Origin of the sequence: Burkholderia contaminans (genome assembly GCF_029633825.1) — a bacterium.
Taxonomy (GTDB): domain Bacteria; phylum Pseudomonadota; class Gammaproteobacteria; order Burkholderiales; family Burkholderiaceae; genus Burkholderia; species Burkholderia contaminans.
Genome location: NZ_CP090641.1, coordinates 62,262 through 81,064, shown reverse-complemented (window position 1 = coordinate 81,064; position 18,803 = coordinate 62,262). Strand labels below are relative to the sequence as shown.

Here is an 18,803-nt window from a genome sequence, read left to right as displayed (position 1 = left end):
TGCGCGGAGAGGAGGAAGCCGCGCGCCTGAACGGGCTGCGCAGCGTCACTCGATCCGCCACCAACGCGGCAGCAGATCGCGCACTTCGCGCCGGCGGTAACGGTCGTCGATCAGGTGCACGACGCCTTCGTCGTGCTCGGTGCGGATCACGCGCCCGGCCGCCTGCACGACCTTCTGCAAACCCGGATACAAGTACATGTAGTCGTAGCCGTTGCCGAAGCGCGCGTCCATCGCACGCCGCATCTGCTCGTTGACGTCGTTGACCTGCGGCAGCCCGAGCGTCGCGATGAATGCGCCGATCAGCCGCTCGCCAACGAGATCCACACCTTCCGAGAACGCCCCGCCCAGCACCGCGAAGCCGACGCCGCGCCCGCCTGCATCGAAGCGCGCGAGAAAGGCGTCTCGCTCGCTTTCCGCCATGCCGGGCGCCTGCGCCCAGACGGGCACGTCCGGGTGCCGCGTCTGCATCAGCGCGACCACGCGCCCCAGGTAGTCGAAGCTGCTCAGGAACCCGAGGTAGTTGCCGGGCCGCGTCGCGTATTGCGTGGCGATCAGGTCGGCGATCGGTTCGAGCGAACGGTCGCGGTCGCGCCAGCGCGTCGACACGTGGCTCGCGACGCGCACCGTCAGTTGTTCGGCGCGGAACGGCCCGTCGACGTCGAGCCAGCCCGTGTCGCCGGGCAACCCGAGCGTGTCGCGATAGAAATGAAACGGGCTCAGCGTGCCCGAGAACAGCACGGTCGCGCACGCGGCTTCGTAACGCGGCGCGAGAAAGCCGGCCGGAATCACGTTGCGCACGCACAGCGTCGACTGGACGCGGCGCCGGCGGCCGGCCGACACCACGCCGTCCAGCGCCGGCTGGCGCGGCATGGGTTCGCCGTGCAGCGTCGCGTCGAAGATCGACGCGCTGTCGAACGCTTCGGCCAGCACACCGAACTGGATCGCCTCGAAATGAAACCGCAGCAGCGCATCGCCATTCGCGCGCGGCGCGTCGGCCAGGTGTTCGCCGATTGCCGCGACGAGGTTCTGCACGGCCGACACGATCGGGCCCGGAATCTCCGGATACGCGGCATAGCGCTCGGCCTGCGCGCGACTGACCGTCCCCCAGGCGCGGGCGAGCCGGTCGAACGCCTTGCGCAGCGCCGCGGGCGCGACCTCGCGGGCCGCCGCGAAGGCGAACGGATCGAGCGATGCGCTGTACATCCTCCTCGCGCGATCGAGCAGGTTGTGCGCCTCGTCGACGAGCACGCCGACACGCCACTGGTTCTGCTGCGCGAGCGTGTGCAGCATCGCGCTGCCGTCGTAGTAGTAGTTGTAGTCGCCGATCACCATGTCGGACCAGCGCGCAAGCTCTTGCGACAGGTAATACGGGCAGACGTCGTGCGCGAGCGCGGCTGCGCGCACGGTCTCGCGATCGAGCAGCCCCGCCTCGATTGCCGCATCGCGCGCGGCCGGCAAGCGGTCGTAAAAACCTTTCGCGAGCGGGCACGATTCGCCGTGGCACGCGCTGTCCGGATGCTCGCATGCCTTGTCGCGCGCGACGAGCTCCAGCACGCGCAGCGGCAGCGCCGGCGTGCCGGCGCCGAGCGTCGTCGCCGCTTCGAGCGCGAGCGCGCGTCCGGGCGTTTTCGCGGTCAGGAAGTACACGTGATCGAGCTCACCCTCGCCGCAGGCCTTCAACAGCGGAAACACGGTGCCGAGTGTCTTGCCGATGCCGGTCGGCGCCTGCGCCATCAGGCAACGCTCGTCGCGTGCCGCGCGATAGACGGCCACCGCCAGCTCGCGCTGCCCGCTGCGGAACTGGCCGTGCGGAAACGCCAGCGCGCGCAGCGCCGCATCGCGCGCGGCGCGATGCGCCGTCTCGCGCTCGGCCCAGCCGACGAAACACGCGCACTGCTCGGCGAAGAACGTCGCGAGTTCGGCCGCCCCCAGCGTTTGCGTCAGCACCGTCTCGCGCTCGGACACGATGTCGAAATAGACGAGCGCGACTTCGATTTCCTGGAAGCCGCGCGCGTCGCACATCAGGTGCGCGTAGACCTTCGCTTGCGCCCAGTGCAGCGCACGGTGATTGGCCGGCATTGCGTCGAGGCTGCCGCGATAGGTCTTGATTTCCTCGAGACGGTTTGCCACCGGGTCGTAGCCGTCCGCGCGGCCGCGCACGGTGAGCGTGCCCCAGGTGCCCGTCAGCGCGATTTCGGTTTCGTAGCGCGCGCCGCGGTTCGACGTGACCGCACCGTGGCCGGCGATGCCTTCGAGCGCGGTCGGTGCGGGCGTGAAGCGCAGGTCGAGATCGCCGCGTCGCGCGGTGAACTCGCACATCGCCCGCACCGCGACGACATAGCTCATGCGGACAGTCCCGCCGCTTCGGCGTGCGCGACGCCCTCACCGGCCCACTCGACATCGATCACGCGCACCGGAATGCCGTGCGCGACGCAGTACGCGAGCCAGCGCGTCTGGTTGTCCTGCAGACGGTCGCCGGGGCCTTTCACCTCGATCAGCTCGTAGCGGCGCTCGCCGGGCCAGAAGCGGACGAGATCGGGCAACCCCGAGCGGTTGCCGCGGATATCCGCGAGCAGGCGCGTGAACCACAGCCGCAGGTGCTCGGGCGGCAGGCACGCGAGCGCCTCGTCGAGCAACGCGTCGGTCAGCACGCCCCAGAAGACGAACGGCGATTGCAGCCCCGCCTTCGTCGCGAAATGCCGGCGGATCGTGTCGCGATAGGCGCCCGAATCGAGTTGCGCGAAGCACGCGGCAAACGCGTCCGCACGGCGCGCGACGAAATCGGGTGCGTGCAGATCGGCCGGGCCGCGCTGGAACGGATGGAAGAACGCACCGGGCACCGCGGCGAACACGGGTTCCCAGCACAACAGCCCGAACAGCGAATTGATCAGCGTGTTTTCGACGTAATGGACCGGCGAAGCCGGCTGCGCAAGATGGTCGCGTACCGCGAATTCGACGCTGACGAACGCTTCGGGGCGCGCCATTACGAGCGTCTCGCGCGGCACGTCCGCCGCGGCGGACGCACGTTCGACGCGCTGGCCGAGCCGGCGCTGCAGGCGCGGCAGCATGCGCTCGACACGCTGGCGCTCCTCGTCGCTCTCGAAGCCGCCGCGCGCATCGAGCGCCAGCGCGAGCGCATCGTCGTCACGCCCGCAGCGTTCGAGCACGCGGATACGGCGATGGCGGCTGCCGGGCCATGCGCTGCGCGCATACGCGTCGAGCGCGCCGTCCCAGTCGGCCCGGCGCTCGCACGTCTGCCCGAGCGCGAACAGCAGCTTCGCGCGCCGCGTCGCGAGCCAAGGCTGGTCGCAGCCGACCGCGTCGATGGCGCGCACCAGGTCATCGAACGGCAGATCGTCGGGCCACGCGTCGAGGGCCTCGCGGCACATCTGCAGCGCGAGATACGCGTCGACGTCGCCGCGCTGCTGGAACGCACGCGACGACGGCGCGATCGGCACGCTTTCGTACTGGAACACGCCGAGATCGGCAAGCACGAACTCGCTCCAGTCCTGATGCAGATTGCCGAAGAACATCAGGCGCAGCCGGTCGCACAGTGCGCCAACGGTCACGCGCAGCACGCGGTCGCCGGCTTGCGGGCACCACGCGTCGAGCGGCTGCGCGACGTCGTGCGCGGGCCGCAGCCGTTCGAGCCAGTCGGGCTTGCGCTCGCCCGCATGCGCGGCGAGTGCCGGGAAGATGCGCAGCAGATCGGCCTTGGTCGACAGTGCGAACAGCTCGTCGAGCGTCAGCGCGGGCGCCGGATCGACCCAGCCGAGTGCGACGAGCGGCGCGGCCGCGTCGAGCGCGCAGCCGATTTCGTCGTAGACGAGCTTGCTGGCGCGGAAGTCGGACCCGTTGCGCATCAGCATCCGCACGAGCAGCGCGCGCGACGCCTGCGGCAGTGTCGCGAACTGCCGGACGAACGCGTGCTCGTGCTCGTCGAACAGGTCGTCGTAACGCGCGCCGAGCCAGGCCAGCGCGCGTTCGAAATTGGTCAGGTAGTAAAACGCCGGGGGCGTCGGCGATGCAGGCGTCACGGGGATTGATCACTGTACATTTGTACAGGTCGGAATCATATCAAATGTGACGCCAACTGCCGCACGCCCCGTCGGCGATCAACTGCCCGCCCTGCTCAGAACTGGTAATTCACCGACATGTCGAACACGCCGTTGGTCGACTGCTGCGTGATCGGGCTACGCGCGGCGCGGCCGACGAGCTGCTCGATCGCGCCGTCGATCGTCACGAACCAGTGCTTGTTCAGGAACCAGGCCACCGTCACCCCCGCACCGACCGACTTGAGCCCGGCCCCCGACGAATAGGCGGGCAGCCCGGAACGCGCGGCGGCGCCCTGGTTCACGCCGAACCAGCTGTTCATGTAGCGCGAATCGGCGAACGACACGGTCGGCCCCGCGAACCAGAAGAAATGCTCGTTACTGCCGGGCAGCGGCATGTACGCGGAGAAATCACCGACCCAGCCATTCGAGCCGCCGATGCTGCGCCGGATATCCGCGCGCAGCACGAGCGGAAAATCCTTCGAGATCACGTAGTCGGCCGCCAGTTTCATCACCGGTGCCGCGTTGATGTTGTCGAGGCCGTTCAGGTGCTGGATGTCGTCGGCCGAGCGGCGCCCGAGGTCGTAACCGACGGACAGGCTCACGCGCCAGTTCGGCCCGCGCAGCACGTTTGCACCGAGCCCCTCGCCGGTCGACAGGAAGAACAGGTCGCGATAGCGGATATCGACAGTCGGGCCGCCCATCACACGATAGCGATCGGAGCCCGCATAGCGCGGCTGCAGCGTCATCGCGGCGCCCATGCTGATATCCCAGGTGGAGACGTTCGGCTCGAACAGTTTTTGGAGCGGCACGCCCGCCGAGTATTGCCACTCGCCGAGCGGCGAAGGGGTCTGGGCCGACGCGTCGCGGACGCCGGCCGCGGTGAGCGCCGCGCAGGCCGATACGCCGGAAACGAACCGGCGTGCGCCGGGTGACAGCAAAAAGCGAGCAACGGTCATCAAGGTCCCCGTCGGTTGCGCGAAACGAACCTGAAGAAAAGCGCATTGCGCCTCTTGGGCTGCAGCGGGTGGCAGCCTGCGGCGCGAACGTAGTGTGCGCTGAATTAACGGACATCCTACGCGACACACGCGCGGACGCAAAGCGCCCGCTGCGCGCGGGCACTTTGCCGTACGCGGGGACAGTCCGGTGGAGCTAGGGGTATTCAGAATCGCTCGACGTGATAGTCGCCGGCCAGCGCGGCCGGGCTGCGCGTCGACATCATCCGCGAGAACCCGTCGGCGAGCCGACCGAGCGCGAGCTGCTTCTGGCTCGCATCCCAGTGCGTAAAGGCGTCGTACGCGGCATCGTCGAACGACACGGTGACGGCGGCCGGGCGGCCGCTGGCGCGAAAGCCGATCTGCAGCACGCCGCCCGGCAATTCCTCGATGTGATAGCGCAACGAGCGCGATTCGAAGTAGCGGCCCAGCACCTGAGCGATCGCGCGCTTGTCTGGCGATTGCACGTGAATGTCCATGAGGGTCCTCCTTTTATCAGTGTTCGCGCGGATGGTTGTGATGCATCGCCTCCCGGCATCCGCATCGGTGGCGGGTGCGACGGCGGATCGCCCTGCGGCAGCCCGTCGGGCACGGGCGGGTCGACGGGATCGTCGTGCCCGGGCGGCGGCGGGTCCGGATCGACATCGGGCGTCGTCGGCTCGGGGCGGTGCAGCATGGATAGCGTCTTCATGTCTCTCCTGCGCGACGGCGCGCGCATCTCGATGGCGTCGGCATCGCGAGCAATCGCCATGCCCGCTCGTGCGCGCCCGGTGCCCGCCCGGTCGGACGCTGCCGTGCACTCAGTCGTCGTAGGCCGCCATCACCAGCCACATCGTGCGCCCCTCGGCGGTCAGTCGTACCGCGAGCGCGAACCGGTCGGACGGCATGCATTCCGCGACGAGCGCCCGCTGCGCGCGCTCGGGACCGTCGTAGACGGTGTCGTTCAGTTCGCGTACCTCGTCCTTGCCGTCGAACATGCGCCGCTCGGGCCGATAGACCAGCGACTCGCGCTTCCACGTGGCGAAGCGCTCGCGCACATGAGCGAAATCGCCGCCGCATACGTTCGCGTCGTAACGTATTCTTTCCCTGGATGCATTCATCACGATGTCCTCTTGTCCACGCCGGCGGCGCGCGTGGCTGCGCCGCGCCCCGTGCGGTTTCGCCCACGCGCAATCGTCGTGCCGTCGGCCCGCGCAGGCATGGCGCTTGCGCCTGCATCCATGACCAAGGAGGTTCGACCATGACCGTTCACGCCCCCGGCCGCCACGACGCCGTGTCACCGGCTGCCGGACTGCTCTGGCTCGCCACGTCGCGCCCGCCGCCGAAGGACAAGACGGAGGAACGCATCGACGAGGGACTCGAGGAGACGTTTCCGGCCAGCGACCCGCCCGCCGTGGGCGGCGCGACCCGTATCGATCCTGCCAAGCCGTCCGGCGAGCACGAACGTCGCTCGCCGCACGTCCCTTCACCGCCCCGCGACCACGGCTGACGGCGGCAACCGGCCCCCGCGGCGCTGCGGCGCAGCGGCGTGCCGGAGCAATCCGGAGTTGATGTGATGAAACGCCTTGAACGCAGATGGCATGAAATCAGCGGCGCCGCCGGCGTCGCCGCGCTGGCGGCAATCGAAAGCGCAGTGGTGCTCGCGATCGTCGCGATGACGGGCGTCGGCCACTGACGTCGTGCCTCGCCCGTTCACGGCTGCCGCCGTGGAAGATGTACAAGCGGGCTGGCAAATTTCTCCGTCGCCTCGCCGGCCAGGGTCTGTTCACGCTGATAACGGGCCTGCGCTGGCGTCGGGCCCCGCGTGTGCGGCCCACGCGCGGCACGCCATCTGCTCCCGGAAAGTCCTGCTCACGAAGGAGGCGTTCATGTATCGCGTTACCGAGATCATGTCGCGCGACGTGGTGTGCGTCGCGCCGACCGACACGATTCGCCACGCGGCCGAATTGATGCGGCGCTTCGATATCGGTGTGCTGCCCGTTTGCGACGGCACCGAGCTCGTCGCGATCGTGACCGACCGCGACCTCGCGGTGCGCGGGCTGTCGCACGGCCATTCGTCCGATACGCCGGTGCAGGCGGTCGCGTCCAGACCCGTGCAGTGGTGCGTCGAGGACGACGGTGTCGGCGACGTCCAGCAGCGGATGGCCGACGTGCAGCTGCATCGTATGCCGGTGCTCGACCGCAACCGGCGGCTGGTCGGCATCGTGTCGCTCGGCGACATCGCGACGCGCGCGGGCGGCCCCGAGCGCGACGAGCTGGCCAATACGCTCGAGGACGTGTCGCTGCCGCGCCGGCGCTGACCGGCGTGCGTTGAACCCGCGTGACCCATCCGGGTGCCGCTTCGACCAGGAGGTGTTCGATGACAACGGACAGACCGTCGCGCGACGAAACGCGCATCGTGGGCGGCAACCGCCGCAGCACGGGCGCCGGGCCGGGGCCGGACGTGATGGCCGCCCGCACGCTCGAAGGCGATCGCGTCCTGACGATGGACGGCGACGACATCGGCCAGATCGCCGACATCATGCTCGACGTGCGCTCCGGCCGGATCGCGTATGCGGTCGTGTCGGCGGGCAGCCCGCCCGGGATCGGCGACAAGCTGCTCGCGGTGCCGTGGAACGTGCTCGTGCTCGACATCGAGCGCCGCTGCCTCGTGCTGCCCGTCGCCACCGAACGCGTGCGCGAAGCTCCCGGCTTCGACAGGAACCGCTGGCCCGCCATGGCCGATCCGGAGTGGGCCGAGGCGCTGCATGCGTACTACGGCAGGTCTCCGTACTGGCTGATCGAGGAAGGCGAAACGGCGCTCGACTCCCCGCCGTACGAGGCGTCGCCGGGCGGCCCCGAAGCCCCTGGAAAACCTGACGGCGGCAAGCGGTAGCGCGATCGGCGCTCAGTGCGCGGCCGCCACCGTCTGCGCGAGTTGCCGGGCGGCGGCCAGGTGCGCCTTCAGCGTCGGCAACGTGTTGGCCGCGAACGCGCGAAGCTGCGGATCGCGGCCGTCCCGCGCTTCTGTCTCGTAGATCCGGATCGCCGCTTCATGCGCGCGCGGGCCCGCCAGCGCGACATAGGCCGCGTCGAACGCATGACCTTCCTTGCTTCGCAACGCGGTCACCGCCGGATCGACGAGCATCCGCGACTGGACCGGTACGCCCTTGGTCGCGCCAAGCTGTCGCAATTCGCCGGCGATCCGTCCGTGATCGTCGACCATCCGCCGCGCGAACGCCTTCACGTCCGGGTTCGACGAGCGGTCGAGCGCGAGCTGGCTGGCCTGCCGCTCCACCTTGCCGATCATGCCCGCCTTGTCGACGAATTCGACATCGATACCGGTCGGCCGCTGCGTCATGCCGGCCTCGTCGGCCGTCGTGCCGGGGCGAATGACACCCGGTGCGACCTGTGCCGACGAAGCGGGCAACGCCTGCGCATGAGCGAGTACGGCGATCGATGCGCCGACGGTCGCGGCCAGCACGATCGCCGCCGGCCGATGGATTCGATTCGTTTTCATCCGGACCTCCGTGGGTCGCGACGGAGCGGGCCGGCCGCGCGGGTTGCCGTTGCGTCCATCGCGCACTCCGTTCGTCATGACCGGGCGAGCGGCCACGCCGGCTACTACCGGCCTCACCCTTTCCGATCGTGCGCGGCGTCCGGTGCGACATCGGCGATCACGCTCGCCAGCGTCGGCATGTCCACCGGCTTGCGCAGATACGCGTCGAACCCGGCCGCCATCGCTCGGTGCCGATCGGCGTTGCCGGCGTGGGCCGTGACCGCGACGACGGGCAGATGCCCGCTGCTGCCCGGCAAATGACGGATGCGGTCGAGCAGCCAGAAGCCATCGCCGTCCGGCATCGCAAGATCCGACAGCACGACGTTCGGCGCCTGCCTTTCCACCGCGTCGAGCGCGTCATGCCCCGACTGCGCGGTCGATACCTGCGCGCCCATCGTTTCGAGGGCCGCGGCGAGGCTCGCGCGCGATGTCGGATCGTCGTCGACGACGAGCACGCGCTGGCCGTCGAGCGTCACCGGCTCCGGCGTGCCCGCCGCGTGCAGCAGGTTTTCGGCCGGATCGTCGACGTCCCAGCCAGCCGGCAGCGTGACCGTGACGGTCGTCCCGCGCCCGATACCGGCGCTCGTCGCGACGACATCGCCGCCGTGCAGTTGCGCGATGTTGCGCACGATCGACAGGCCGAGCCCGAGACCGCGCGCCGGCGACGCGAATGCGCGTTCCGGCCGGCTGAACGTCTCGAACAGGTGCGGCAGGTATTCCGGCGCAATGCCCTGCCCCGTATCGGCGACCGACAGCCGCACGCGCTCGCCGGCCCGGGCCAGCGACACGACGATGCGCCCGCCCGGCGGCGTGAACTTGATCGCGTTCGACAGCAGGTTCGACAGGACCTGGCGCACGCGCTCGCGGTCCGCCGGAATCACGCAGGTCGGCATCGCGTATCGGGTCGACAGCTCGAGCCCGCTCGCCCGTGCCGTCGCGTCGAGTTCACGCGTGGCATCGCGCACGACCCGCACGAGATCGACCGGCACGCGCTCGAGGCGCAACCGGCCGGTCGCGAGCGACGACGCGTCGAGCAGGTCGGCAACCATGTGCGACAGCGACCGCGCGCTGCGATCGATCGCGTCGACGGCCTGTTGCGCGAGCCCCTGGCCGTCGATGTTGCGCAGCACCTCGACCCAGCCGTAGATCACGTTCAGCGGCGTGCGCAGCTCGTGCGACACCGTGGCCAGCAGTTCGTCCTTCAGCCGGTTCGACGTGTCCGCCTGTGCGCGTGCGTCGCGCGCGCCGCGCAGCGAGCGCAGGTTGCGCCGCTCGCCGCGGCGCCGTTCGTGCGCGTCGCGCAGCGTGATCGACAGGCCCATGCAGTTGCCCTGCGCATCGACCATCGGCGATGCCGCGAAAGTCGCCCGAAAACGGCCTCCGTCGCGTCGCACACACAGCACGTCGAGCGGACCGACCGGCGCGTGCAGGTTCGCGAACGACGCGGGCAACGGATGTCGCCGCAACCAGCGCGGCGCGATCATCGCGGCGACGTCGCGCCCGGCGGCTTGCGCCGCGTCGATGCCGAAGATCCGCCGCGCGGCCGGATTCCAGCTCGTGATCCGGCGCGCAACATCAACCGCGACGATCGCGTCGGGCGAAGCGTCGACCACACGGCGCAACAGCCGGTCGTCAGGGACGGGGACGCGTGCAGCCGGCGTCGGTTCGCGATGCGGCTCGCGGGCATCGGCGTCGCCGTCGTCATCGGGTGCGCGCAGACGATCGTTCGCGAGCAGCGGCTTCACGGCCATCACGGACATGCACTCGACGAAGCTGATCGCGACGAACGTGCCGCCCTGCGTGAGCAGCGCGGCCAGCGGCGCATCACGCCACCACAGCGTGCCGATCACGACCACGCTCAACGCGACCGCAACCAGGCCACCGCCGAACGACGTCAGCCACGCGGCAGCCGCAACGCCTGCATAAAATGGCAGCGGCGCAAATGGCGCGTGCCCGCCGACGACGTGAACCGCCCACGCCTGTAGCGCGGACGCCAGCCCGACGGCCAGCACGATCCATGCACCCTGCCGTATCAACTCACGGGTCAGGGGCCTCATTGCATCCTTGCCTCGCGCCGGCTCCGGTCGCACGGCGTCATGCCGCAGGTCGACCATCCGGCCTGCCGTCGAGCGTGCCGGGCGAGCCTGATGGGCGCCGCATATGGCATGCCTGACGCGGGTCGTGGACGGCCGCCTGCCTGACTCGCCGGCTGTGCGGGGTGCCGTGACCGGTTGAGCGCCGGCCGGTGTCGCGCGCCGCATCACCGCACGATGGTCACGACCGTTTTTTCATCGAAAGTCTGTAAAAAAGCACCGATACGACCCCGGATAGCCAGAGACGCCCTCATTCGCCTCAGGAATCGATGGCCTGTCTCTTCCGTCCCCGCCGCGTACATTGGAAATTTCTATTTCGCGGCACCTTCGTGGTCGTTTTGCTGTCGATGAAAATATTGCAATCAACGGAGCGCGTGGTGCCGATTTTCAAAACGGTCCCGCCAATACCGATCCATGCCAATGGGAGAAACCGCAAACCGGTCGAAGCAGCGTGCAGACGGCCGCCGGTTGTCCGGCCGGTCCACCGCGATGCGCACGCTGCTCGGCCGCATCGAAAAGATCGCCCCGACCCGGGCCAGTGTGATGATTGCCGGCGAAAGCGGGGTCGGCAAGGATATCGTCGCGCGCCGGCTGCACGATCTCAGTGCCCGGTGCGACGGCCCGTTCGTCCCCGTGAACTGCGGCGCGATTCCGCCCGATATCGCGGAATCGCAATTGTTCGGGCACGAGAAAGGCAGCTTCACCGGCGCAATTGCGCAGCGGGAAGGCTTCTTCGAAGCCGCGCGCGGCGGCACGCTGCTGCTCGACGAGATCGCGGAAATGCCCGCACCGATGCAGGTGAAGCTGCTGCGGGCGATCGAATCGAATGTGATCGTGCGGGTGGGCGGCACCGAGCCGATTCCGCTCGACGTGCGCATCGCGTCGGCCACGCGCCACAACCCGGCCGAAGCCGTGCGCGACGGCCGGCTGCGCGAGGACCTGTTCTATCGCCTCGCCGCGTTTGCGCTATACGTGCCGCCGCTGCGCCAGCGCGACACCGACATCGAGACGATCGCACTGGAATTCGTCGACGCGCTCAATGCGCGGCACCATGCGCACAAGCGGCTGACCGAGGCCGCGATCGCGGCGCTGCACGCGTATTCGTGGCCCGGCAACGTCCGTGAGCTGCACAACACGATCGAGCGCGCCTACATCCTGGCGGACGACGGCATCGACGTCACGTTGCCGAAGCCGGCAATGGCGCCCGAACGCCTGTCGGAGAACACGATGGCGCTGCCGCTCGGCGCGACCTTGCACCATGCGCAGCAACGCTTCATCGCGGCGACGCTGCGCCACTTCGACGGCAACAAGCCGCGTGCCGCGAAAGCGCTCGGGATCAGCCTGAAAACGCTTTACAACCGGCTCGCGCTGATGCGCGACGACGGCCGCGCCTGAGCGGCGCGGCCGATTTTTCCACGAGCCGCGTCAAGCGACCTTGAACCGCCCGACCGTGGTCGCCAGCGCGTTCGCCTGCGACTGCAGCGCGGTCGCGGCGGCAGTCGACTGTTCGACGAGCGCCGCGTTCTGCTGCACCATTTCGTCGAGCTGCGTGACCGCGCGATTCACCTCCTGGATGCCGCGCGTCTGCTCGTTCGCCGCGTGCGTGATCTCGGAGATGATCGTCGTCACGTTGGACACGTTGGACACGATCTCGCGCATCGTGTCGCCCGCCTGACGCACCTGCCCGGACCCGGCCGACACGCTCGCGACCGTCGATTCGACCAGCACCTTCACTTCGCGCGCGGCCTGCGCGCTGCGTTGCGCAAGGCTGCGCACTTCCTGCGCGACGACCGCGAAGCCGCGGCCCTGCTCGCCCGCGCGCGCCGCTTCGACGGCCGCGTTCAGCGCGAGGATGTTGGTCTGGAACGCGATCCCGTCGATCACGCCGATGATGTCGCCGATCCGGCCCGACGCTTCCTCGATCTTCTCCATCGTCGCGACGACGTCCGACACGACCACGCCGCCGTGCGACGCGATCCGCGACGCGGCCGCCGCGCGTTCGTCGGCCTGGCCGGCGGCGGCTGCCGATTGACCCACCGTCGCCGTGATCTCTTCCATCGACGCGGCCGTTTCCTCGAGGCTCGCCGCCGCCGATTCTGTGCGCGACGACAGGTCCTGGTTACCCGCCGCGATCTCGTTCGCGGCCGTGCGCACCGATTCGCTCGCATCGCGGATCTGGCGCATCACGTCGTTCAGCTTGTCGACGAAGCTGTTGAACGAGCGGGCGATGTCGGCCACTTCGTCGCGGCCGTCGGCCGGCAGGCGCTGCGTCAGGTCGCCGGCGCCCGAGCCGATCGCGGCCATGGCCTGGCGCACTTGCGACAGGCGGCGGAACGCGGTCGCGGTGATCGCGCCGATGATCAGCGACGCCACACCGACGATCACGAGCAGCGTGATCAGCGAAGCTGTCAGCAGCGAGCGCATCCCGGCCGTCGCTTCGCTCTTGTCGAGCAGCACCAGCGCGTACCAGTCCGTGCCCGGCACGGGGCGCGCGCGCACCAGCTTCGCGTCGCCGCCGACCGTCACCTCGACGGGCGCGGTCGCGGCCGCGATCGTCGCGCCGTTCGTCGCGCCGAGTTCGGGCGACACGTCGGCGACCGGCTTCAGCGTGAGCTTCGGGTCCGGGTGCGCGACCACATGGCCGTTGCTGTCGATCAACATCCCGAAGCTCGCGGGCGTCGGGTGAATCGACTTCACGTTCGCGATCACGGTGTCCATCGCGACGTCCGCTGCGACGACGCCCTTCAGCGCACCGTCACGCAGGATCGGCACCGCGAACGTGACGACGAGGTTGCCCGTGCCGGCGTCGACGTACGGCGGCGTGACGACCGGCTTGCCGGCCTGCGCGGCCTGCTTGTACCACGGGCGGCCGGTCGGATCGTAGTCGGGCGGAATGCCGGTCGGGTCGGAGAAGTGGAACGCCTTGTCGGCGTAGCCCGCGTAGACGTTGGTGAAGCCGCCGGCCGTGGCCATCTGCTTGAACACCGGCAGCGGATCGGGCGTCAGTGCGGCGTCCTGCAGCGACGCGATCATCCGGCTGCGGGTGGCGACCCAGTCGGCGATCCCGACCACATGGCCGCTGGCGACGGAGGTCAGGTTGCGGTCGATCGCGTCTTCGTTGTACGAGCGCGCGATGAAATAGTTGATGAGCGTGGTGGCGACCAGCGCGAATACGACGATGGCGACGCACGCGGCAAGGATGCGAGCGCGGATGGACGAGAGCATGGCAACGACTCGGTAAGGGAGCGGGAACGCCCGGTGGACGAATTGACCGGGTAAACGGCAATCGCGCCACTTACTTGAGGCTGCTGTGACAATTCAGTGAAACGTATGACAAAACGCAAGGCAGGTTGTCAGCAGATCGTCAGGATGACCGCGATGCGCGGCACGGTGCGTGCACCGCCCCGGACGCGACGGCAGCACCGTCGATCCCGGGCACGGCGATCAAAAAAAGACTTTGGAACGGGCCGGTTTGCTGTCGACCAACGCAGGAATGTCGATCAGGATCCGGCCCTGGCCCGGCGACGGATCGTGTGACGCCCGCGGCGTCGGCCGCGGCGCTCGCCCGTCACAGGCGATGGCTCGGACGCGGATCGGCGTCCGCGGGCGGCCCGTCGGCACGCGTGTCGTCGTGGAGGTCGTCCTGCCGGCGCATCCGTTCGCGCAGGTGCCGGATCGCGAATACGTGGATGTAGTCGTGCACCCGCGCGTCGGACGACAGTATGCGTACTTCGTCGTCGAGCATCGCACGCAGCTGATCCGAACCGATCGCGCGCTGTTTGGCGGCTTCCTTGAGTGAATCGAGCAAATTGTCCTTGGACATCGACGGACTCCTGACAGTCGAGGAACGAAAAGAAGAAGGTACCGGAAGCTTAAAGACTGAACGGCGGCGCGGCGTGCGATGCGCCGGCGCGTGTTTGCGCGCGATCAACGGCACGTTGCGTGCCGCCGTGCCGGTTCGTCCCGAACCGGCCGCGCAAGGTCCGCGGCGCAAACTGCCCGCGAACGAGACTGGAAGCCCTGCCACGCCACCCCGGGGCGCGGCATCGGCCGACGGATGAGCGATGCAACGCTGCTCGACGCCGATGCACCGGCCAAGTTAGACCGGACGAAATCATGCGTCAAGCGACCTCCTCCACGCGCCGCCCATTCATCCGAACGAACGGGCCGGCGCGTCGCCGCGACAGCCGATCGGCCGCCCTGCGTGTCAGCGGATTCCGATAGGCGCCGCGCAATACCTGACAGCGACTTCAGCGCGCGCCGCTTGGCAGCGCACGGGCGCGACACGATACTGGTGACATGGACGATACGTTCATACGGGTCATCGCTCAGCCGGCCGTCGAGCCGGCACGCGGGGCCTGGCGCAGGAGACCAACCATGGCACATCGCAACTTACCGGGCCGGGACGGCCAGCGGCGCGCGTCGGGCAAAGCGCGCGCCCAGCCCACCCAGGCCGTGTCGGCCGGCAATCTTCCGTCCGACAATATCGACACCTTGCTTGCGCTTGCACGCGAAGCCGGGTTGCTCGTCACGCTCGACGGGCAGATCGGCCGCGAAAAGTACCAGAGCGTCGCGGGCTCGGTGCTCGCGTTGCAACGGTTCGCCGCGGCACTCTGCGCGCGGGCCGCACCCGACGCGCCGGCCGATGCCGAGCCGCGTCGCAACGCGCGCCCCGGCTGGCCGCACGCGAACCGCCTGCGCAACCGCATGTGCAGCGCGTGTACGCCGCTGCATGTCGGGCGCCAGCGTCCGCGGGTGCGCCGCGGTGTTGGCCGACGGCACGACCTCCGGTCGATGCTTCGCTTCACCTGAGCATGCAAGCATGCCGATGTACGGCACGGGGGCCGTGCAACGGCTGCGCATCTCGCAAGGTCAGCAGCGCATGCGGCACGCCGTGCCTGAGCGGCAGCGGTACGCATGCCGCGACCCTCACCGATCCGCATCGGCGCCACCGCGCGCCATCACGCATCGTGACGCGCCGTTCGACACGGCCGCCATGACGACGATTCCTGCGGGGAAGGCAATCCAGACGGGGCCAACAAAAACACGAACGAGGAAAGCGGACGGGGTGGCTTTCACCCCGCCCGTCCTCCAAGGCAACCGTAGCTGCCTACCCTCGTGCCAGAGAGTTCTCGGTCGGATGGCGCGCGGTGCATCGCACGTTGCGGCTCCGGAAATCGATGTAACGGCTCCACCGATCACCGCCATCAGCGCGCGTGTTGCAGCGTGGCTGCGCGGTACATGCACGACAGACCCACTGCGTTGCCGGATGTTCCGTCAATGTCTCACGCGCGAAGTGCGCGGTTTCTGATGCAGGTCAAGCCAAGTGCGCTTCGATCGCGACACCGCGCGAATTATTCGGTACCGCGCACGAGCAGCACCGGCACCTGTGCGAGATGCGCAATGCGGCGTGCAACGCTGCCGATCAGCCAGGCGGCGATGCCGCGCCTGCCATGCGTGCCGACCACCAGCAGTTCGGCGCGCCAGTGCACGGCGTCGCGCATCAGCGCATGGGCCACGTCGTCGCTGGTCGGGCGGGTTTCAATGACACTGCGCTTGCTCGGGTTTCCGGTCGCATGGAACAGCGGGCCGATCTTTGCGAGCGCATCCTCGCCCTCCGCGCGATAGGCATCCTCGAGCGCGCGCACCGGCACGATATCCGTCAGACGAACCGCGCGATCGATCACGTAGGCCGCGTACAGCAACGTCGTCGGCGTCGCGAAGCCGAGCCCGACGCGCACCGCTTGCAGCGACGGCTCGCTGCCGTCGACCGCGAACATCAGCCGCTGCAGGCCGCCGTCCGACGGCCGCGCATAGGCGGCTGGCACGATCAGCAGCGCGCAGCGCACGCGTGTCGTCAACGTGTCCGACATCGCGCCTTCCACGAGCCGCAGCAGCCCGTGATGCGGATTCGCACCGACCACCAGCACGTCCGCTTGCCATGCCGACGTATCGCTCACCAACGCATCGGCTACCGAACCGCCCGTCACCGACGTATCGATGATGGCCTGCTCGACTTCGATGCCGCTGCCGGCGAACAACGCCGCGATCCGTTCGTTGATGGCCTGCGCTTCGCGCATCAGGTCCTCGCGCGCGGACGTCAGCAGTGCGTCGATGCGCGGGATGTCGGGCAATACGAGGCGCGGGTTGTCGATGGCGCAGATGATGCGCAATCGCATGCCGGGGCGCAGCAGCGTGCGCGCATAGCGCGCGGCGGACAGCGATTCGGGCGTCGGGTCGACGGCCAGCGCGATCCGCGCAAGCGTCGGGATGGGCTGGGCAGGCTGCATGGCGAAGGCCTCCGTGCGTGCGCGTCGTCGCGAAACGACGCCGGGAGCTTCGCGCGGAAGCGGCGCACGGCAGCCGAACAACCGCCGCGGTCGCGGGCGGTCACGGAAATCGGCGGGTTGCCACGCGAAGCGCGGACAATCGATTCGTCCAGCATAGATCGTCCGGCCCGCGCGTGCATGATTGCGATCAAGGGTCGCGCGGGCCCCTGCCCATGCTGCCTACGACTTCGTCGGCACCGATGCCGCCGGACGGTTCGCGTAGAACAGCGCATACGTGATGCCGAGCAGCACGATCCATACCGGCCCGATCACGAGTGCGACGCGCGTATCGGGCGTGAACGCCATCAGCACGACGACGAGCACGAGAAAACCGAGCGCGACGAACGAACCGAGCGGATAGAACGGCACGCGGATCGGCAGGCGCGCGATCTTGTCCGCCGACAGCGTGCGGCGAAAGCGCATCTGCGCGATCAGGATCACGCACCACGTCCAGATCGCGCCGAATGTCGACACCGACGTGAGCCACGTGAACACGTGCTGCGGCGCGAGATAGTTGAGCAGCACGCCGATCAGGAGCAGCGTGACCGACACGATCACGCCGTACACCGGCACGCCGTTGCGATTGACCTTGCCGAGCGTGCTCGGCGCCTGGCCCTGCTGCGCGAGGTTGTAGAGCATCCGCGCGGTGCTGAACAGGCCGCTGTTGCACGACGACAGCGCCGCGGTCAGCACGACGAAGTTGATGATGCCGGCGGCGGCCGGGATGCCGAGCCGCGAGAACGTCATCACGAACGGGCTGCCCTGCGTGCCGATCTGGTCCCACGGATACAGCGACATGATCACGAACAGCGCACCGATGTAGAAAATCAGCACGCGCCAGAACACCGAGTTCACGGCCTTCGTCAGCGACTTCTCCGGGTTGCGCGCCTCGCCGGCGGTGAGGCCGAGCATTTCCACGCCGAGATACGCGAACATCACGATCGGCAACGCGGCGACCACACCGTTGATGCCGTTCGGCATGAAGCCGCCGTGCGCCCACAGGTTCGACAGGCCGATCGCGACACCGCCGTTGCCGATGCCGAACGCGATCATCAGCCCGCCGCCGATGATCATCAGCACGATCGTGACGATCTTGATCAACGCGAACCAGAACTCGAATTCACCGTACAGCTTGACCGCGATGAAGTTCACCGAGCCCATCGCCATGAGCGCCGCGAGCGCCCAGATCCAGTTCGGCACGCCGGGGAACCACATGTGCATGTAGACGCCGACCGCGGTGATTTCCGCCATGCAGGTGACGATCCACACGAACCAGTAGGTCCAGCCGGTCAGGTAGCCGGCGAGCGGGCCGAGGTAGTCGCGCGCGTAGCGGCTGAACGCGCCGGCGACGGGATTGGCGATCGCCATCTCGCCGAGTGCGCGCATGATCAGGAAAATGGCGATGCCGCCCAGCAGGTAGGTCAGCAGGATGGCCGGGCCGGCGACGCGGATCGCGGTGGCCGAGCCGAGGAACAGGCCGACGCCGATCGTCGCGCCGAGCGCCATCAGGTTGATGTGCCGCTCTTCCAGCCCGCGGTGCAACTGGTCTTCTGGTTGTTTCAAGTCCGTCTCCTGGCAGCCGCGAACGGGCCGCCGTCATTGTCGATATCAATGCGCGACCGTTCATGCCGATCCCGGCATGCCGAAAACGAAATAATCTCCGCCGTCGTTTTCCAAATAAGAAACGACATGGATACTGCGTCAATCCGATGGGAATCGCCGCGAATTATCCGTATTTTCCGGAACAATCCGGAAAACGGATCGGGCCTTTCACGGAATACGCCCGTGCGGCCCGT

Annotated in this window: 16 protein-coding genes and 1 pseudogene; 5 read left to right on the top strand and 12 right to left on the bottom strand. The window is 68.6% G+C overall.

Annotated features, from left to right (window positions below; all coding sequences use genetic code 11):
• Positions 1-45 precede the first annotated feature (45 nt).
• The 5 genes from LXE91_RS18150 to LXE91_RS18130 form a co-directional block, all read right to left on the bottom strand.
• On the bottom strand, positions 46-2,346 hold the full coding sequence (locus LXE91_RS18150) for an ATP-dependent DNA helicase (protein WP_039367434.1): 2,301 nt from the start codon (positions 2,344-2,346) through the stop codon (positions 46-48).
• Entirely contained in the window at positions 2,343-4,037 is a 1,695-nt protein-coding gene (locus tag LXE91_RS18145) for a VRR-NUC domain-containing protein (protein ID WP_039367431.1), read from the bottom strand. Before LXE91_RS18145 ends, LXE91_RS18150 begins: the two co-directional genes overlap by 4 nt.
• Positions 4,038-4,132: 95 nt before the next feature.
• The gene (locus tag LXE91_RS18140; RefSeq protein ID WP_039367428.1) at positions 4,133-5,011 is read right to left on the bottom strand and encodes a MipA/OmpV family protein; all 879 of its coding nucleotides are present in this window, start codon (positions 5,009-5,011) and stop codon (positions 4,133-4,135) included.
• Between the two features lie 203 nt (positions 5,012-5,214).
• The gene (locus LXE91_RS18135; RefSeq protein WP_039367425.1) at positions 5,215-5,526 is read right to left on the bottom strand and encodes an ATP-binding protein; all 312 of its coding nucleotides are present in this window, start codon (positions 5,524-5,526) and stop codon (positions 5,215-5,217) included.
• Between the two features lie 321 nt (positions 5,527-5,847).
• Entirely contained in the window at positions 5,848-6,147 is a 300-nt protein-coding gene (locus tag LXE91_RS18130; protein WP_039367422.1) for a hypothetical protein, read from the bottom strand.
• A gap of 140 nt (positions 6,148-6,287) precedes the next feature.
• Between LXE91_RS18130 and LXE91_RS18125 the strand changes: the two genes are divergently transcribed.
• From LXE91_RS18125 to LXE91_RS18115, 3 genes are all read left to right on the top strand, one after another.
• Entirely contained in the window at positions 6,288-6,536 is a 249-nt protein-coding gene (locus LXE91_RS18125) for a hypothetical protein (protein ID WP_039367420.1), read from the top strand.
• Positions 6,537-6,915: 379 nt separating this feature from the next.
• Positions 6,916-7,347, top strand: coding sequence for a CBS domain-containing protein (locus LXE91_RS18120; RefSeq protein WP_039367417.1), 432 nt, complete (start codon positions 6,916-6,918; stop codon positions 7,345-7,347).
• A 59-nt stretch (positions 7,348-7,406) separates the two neighbouring features.
• A complete protein-coding gene (locus LXE91_RS18115) occupies positions 7,407-7,922 on the top strand; it encodes a PRC-barrel domain-containing protein (RefSeq protein WP_039367414.1) in 516 nt (171 codons plus the stop codon).
• 12 nt (positions 7,923-7,934) lie between these two features.
• Here the strand turns inward: LXE91_RS18115 and LXE91_RS18110 are convergent, their stop codons facing one another.
• Positions 7,935-8,546 (bottom strand): DUF4142 domain-containing protein, encoded by a 612-nt coding sequence (locus tag LXE91_RS18110; protein WP_039367411.1) that lies wholly within the window; start codon positions 8,544-8,546, stop codon positions 7,935-7,937.
• Between the two features lie 113 nt (positions 8,547-8,659).
• On the bottom strand, positions 8,660-10,642 hold the full coding sequence (locus LXE91_RS18105) for a hybrid sensor histidine kinase/response regulator (RefSeq protein WP_039367491.1): 1,983 nt from the start codon (positions 10,640-10,642) through the stop codon (positions 8,660-8,662).
• A 383-nt stretch (positions 10,643-11,025) separates the two neighbouring features.
• Here LXE91_RS18105 and LXE91_RS18100 point away from each other — a divergent pair.
• Positions 11,026-12,073: pseudogene (locus tag LXE91_RS18100) on the top strand (sigma-54 interaction domain-containing protein).
• A 30-nt stretch (positions 12,074-12,103) separates the two neighbouring features.
• Here LXE91_RS18100 and LXE91_RS18095 read toward each other — a convergent pair.
• Entirely contained in the window at positions 12,104-13,903 is a 1,800-nt protein-coding gene (locus tag LXE91_RS18095) for a methyl-accepting chemotaxis protein (RefSeq protein ID WP_039367407.1), read from the bottom strand.
• A gap of 343 nt (positions 13,904-14,246) precedes the next feature.
• Positions 14,247-14,501: a DUF3562 domain-containing protein gene (locus LXE91_RS18090; protein ID WP_039367404.1), complete on the bottom strand. Its 255-nt coding sequence runs from the start codon at positions 14,499-14,501 to the stop codon at positions 14,247-14,249.
• Positions 14,502-15,055: 554 nt separating this feature from the next.
• Between LXE91_RS18090 and LXE91_RS18085 the strand changes: the two genes are divergently transcribed.
• Positions 15,056-15,490 carry a hypothetical protein gene (locus LXE91_RS18085; RefSeq protein WP_039367403.1) on the top strand — a complete coding sequence of 145 codons (435 nt, stop codon included), beginning with the start codon at positions 15,056-15,058 and terminating at the stop codon, positions 15,488-15,490.
• Between the two features lie 117 nt (positions 15,491-15,607).
• On the opposite strand, the gene LXE91_RS18080 is transcribed toward LXE91_RS18085, so the two are convergent.
• The 3 genes from LXE91_RS18080 to LXE91_RS18070 all read right to left on the bottom strand — a co-directional run bounded on the left by LXE91_RS18080 (position 15,608) and on the right by LXE91_RS18070 (position 18,570).
• Positions 15,608-15,757 carry a hypothetical protein gene (locus LXE91_RS18080; protein WP_158077511.1) on the bottom strand — a complete coding sequence of 50 codons (150 nt, stop codon included), beginning with the start codon at positions 15,755-15,757 and terminating at the stop codon, positions 15,608-15,610.
• 275 nt (positions 15,758-16,032) lie between these two features.
• Entirely contained in the window at positions 16,033-16,968 is a 936-nt protein-coding gene (locus LXE91_RS18075; RefSeq protein ID WP_039367401.1) for a universal stress protein, read from the bottom strand.
• Positions 16,969-17,187: 219 nt separating this feature from the next.
• Positions 17,188-18,570: an amino acid permease gene (locus LXE91_RS18070; protein WP_039367398.1), complete on the bottom strand. Its 1,383-nt coding sequence runs from the start codon at positions 18,568-18,570 to the stop codon at positions 17,188-17,190.
• Positions 18,571-18,803 lie beyond the last annotated feature (233 nt).

Excerpts from the sequence above, each read along its gene's own strand:
- LXE91_RS18150 (WP_039367434.1), bottom strand. The coding sequence starts at position 2,346 with ATGAGCTATGTCGTCGCGGTGCGGGCGATGTGCGAGTTCACCGCGCGA.
- LXE91_RS18140 (WP_039367428.1), bottom strand. The coding sequence starts at position 5,011 with ATGACCGTTGCTCGCTTTTTGCTGTCACCCGGCGCACGCCGGTTCGTT.
- LXE91_RS18135 (WP_039367425.1), bottom strand. The coding sequence starts at position 5,526 with ATGGACATTCACGTGCAATCGCCAGACAAGCGCGCGATCGCTCAGGTG.
- LXE91_RS18130 (WP_039367422.1), bottom strand. The coding sequence starts at position 6,147 with ATGAATGCATCCAGGGAAAGAATACGTTACGACGCGAACGTATGCGGC.
- LXE91_RS18125 (WP_039367420.1), top strand. The coding sequence starts at position 6,288 with ATGACCGTTCACGCCCCCGGCCGCCACGACGCCGTGTCACCGGCTGCC.
- LXE91_RS18120 (WP_039367417.1), top strand. The coding sequence starts at position 6,916 with ATGTATCGCGTTACCGAGATCATGTCGCGCGACGTGGTGTGCGTCGCG.
- LXE91_RS18115 (WP_039367414.1), top strand. The coding sequence starts at position 7,407 with ATGACAACGGACAGACCGTCGCGCGACGAAACGCGCATCGTGGGCGGC.
- LXE91_RS18110 (WP_039367411.1), bottom strand. The coding sequence starts at position 8,546 with ATGAAAACGAATCGAATCCATCGGCCGGCGGCGATCGTGCTGGCCGCG.
- LXE91_RS18105 (WP_039367491.1), bottom strand. The coding sequence starts at position 10,642 with ATGAGGCCCCTGACCCGTGAGTTGATACGGCAGGGTGCATGGATCGTG.
- LXE91_RS18095 (WP_039367407.1), bottom strand. The coding sequence starts at position 13,903 with ATGCTCTCGTCCATCCGCGCTCGCATCCTTGCCGCGTGCGTCGCCATC.
- LXE91_RS18090 (WP_039367404.1), bottom strand. The coding sequence starts at position 14,501 with ATGTCCAAGGACAATTTGCTCGATTCACTCAAGGAAGCCGCCAAACAG.
- LXE91_RS18085 (WP_039367403.1), top strand. The coding sequence starts at position 15,056 with ATGGCACATCGCAACTTACCGGGCCGGGACGGCCAGCGGCGCGCGTCG.
- LXE91_RS18075 (WP_039367401.1), bottom strand. The coding sequence starts at position 16,968 with ATGCAGCCTGCCCAGCCCATCCCGACGCTTGCGCGGATCGCGCTGGCC.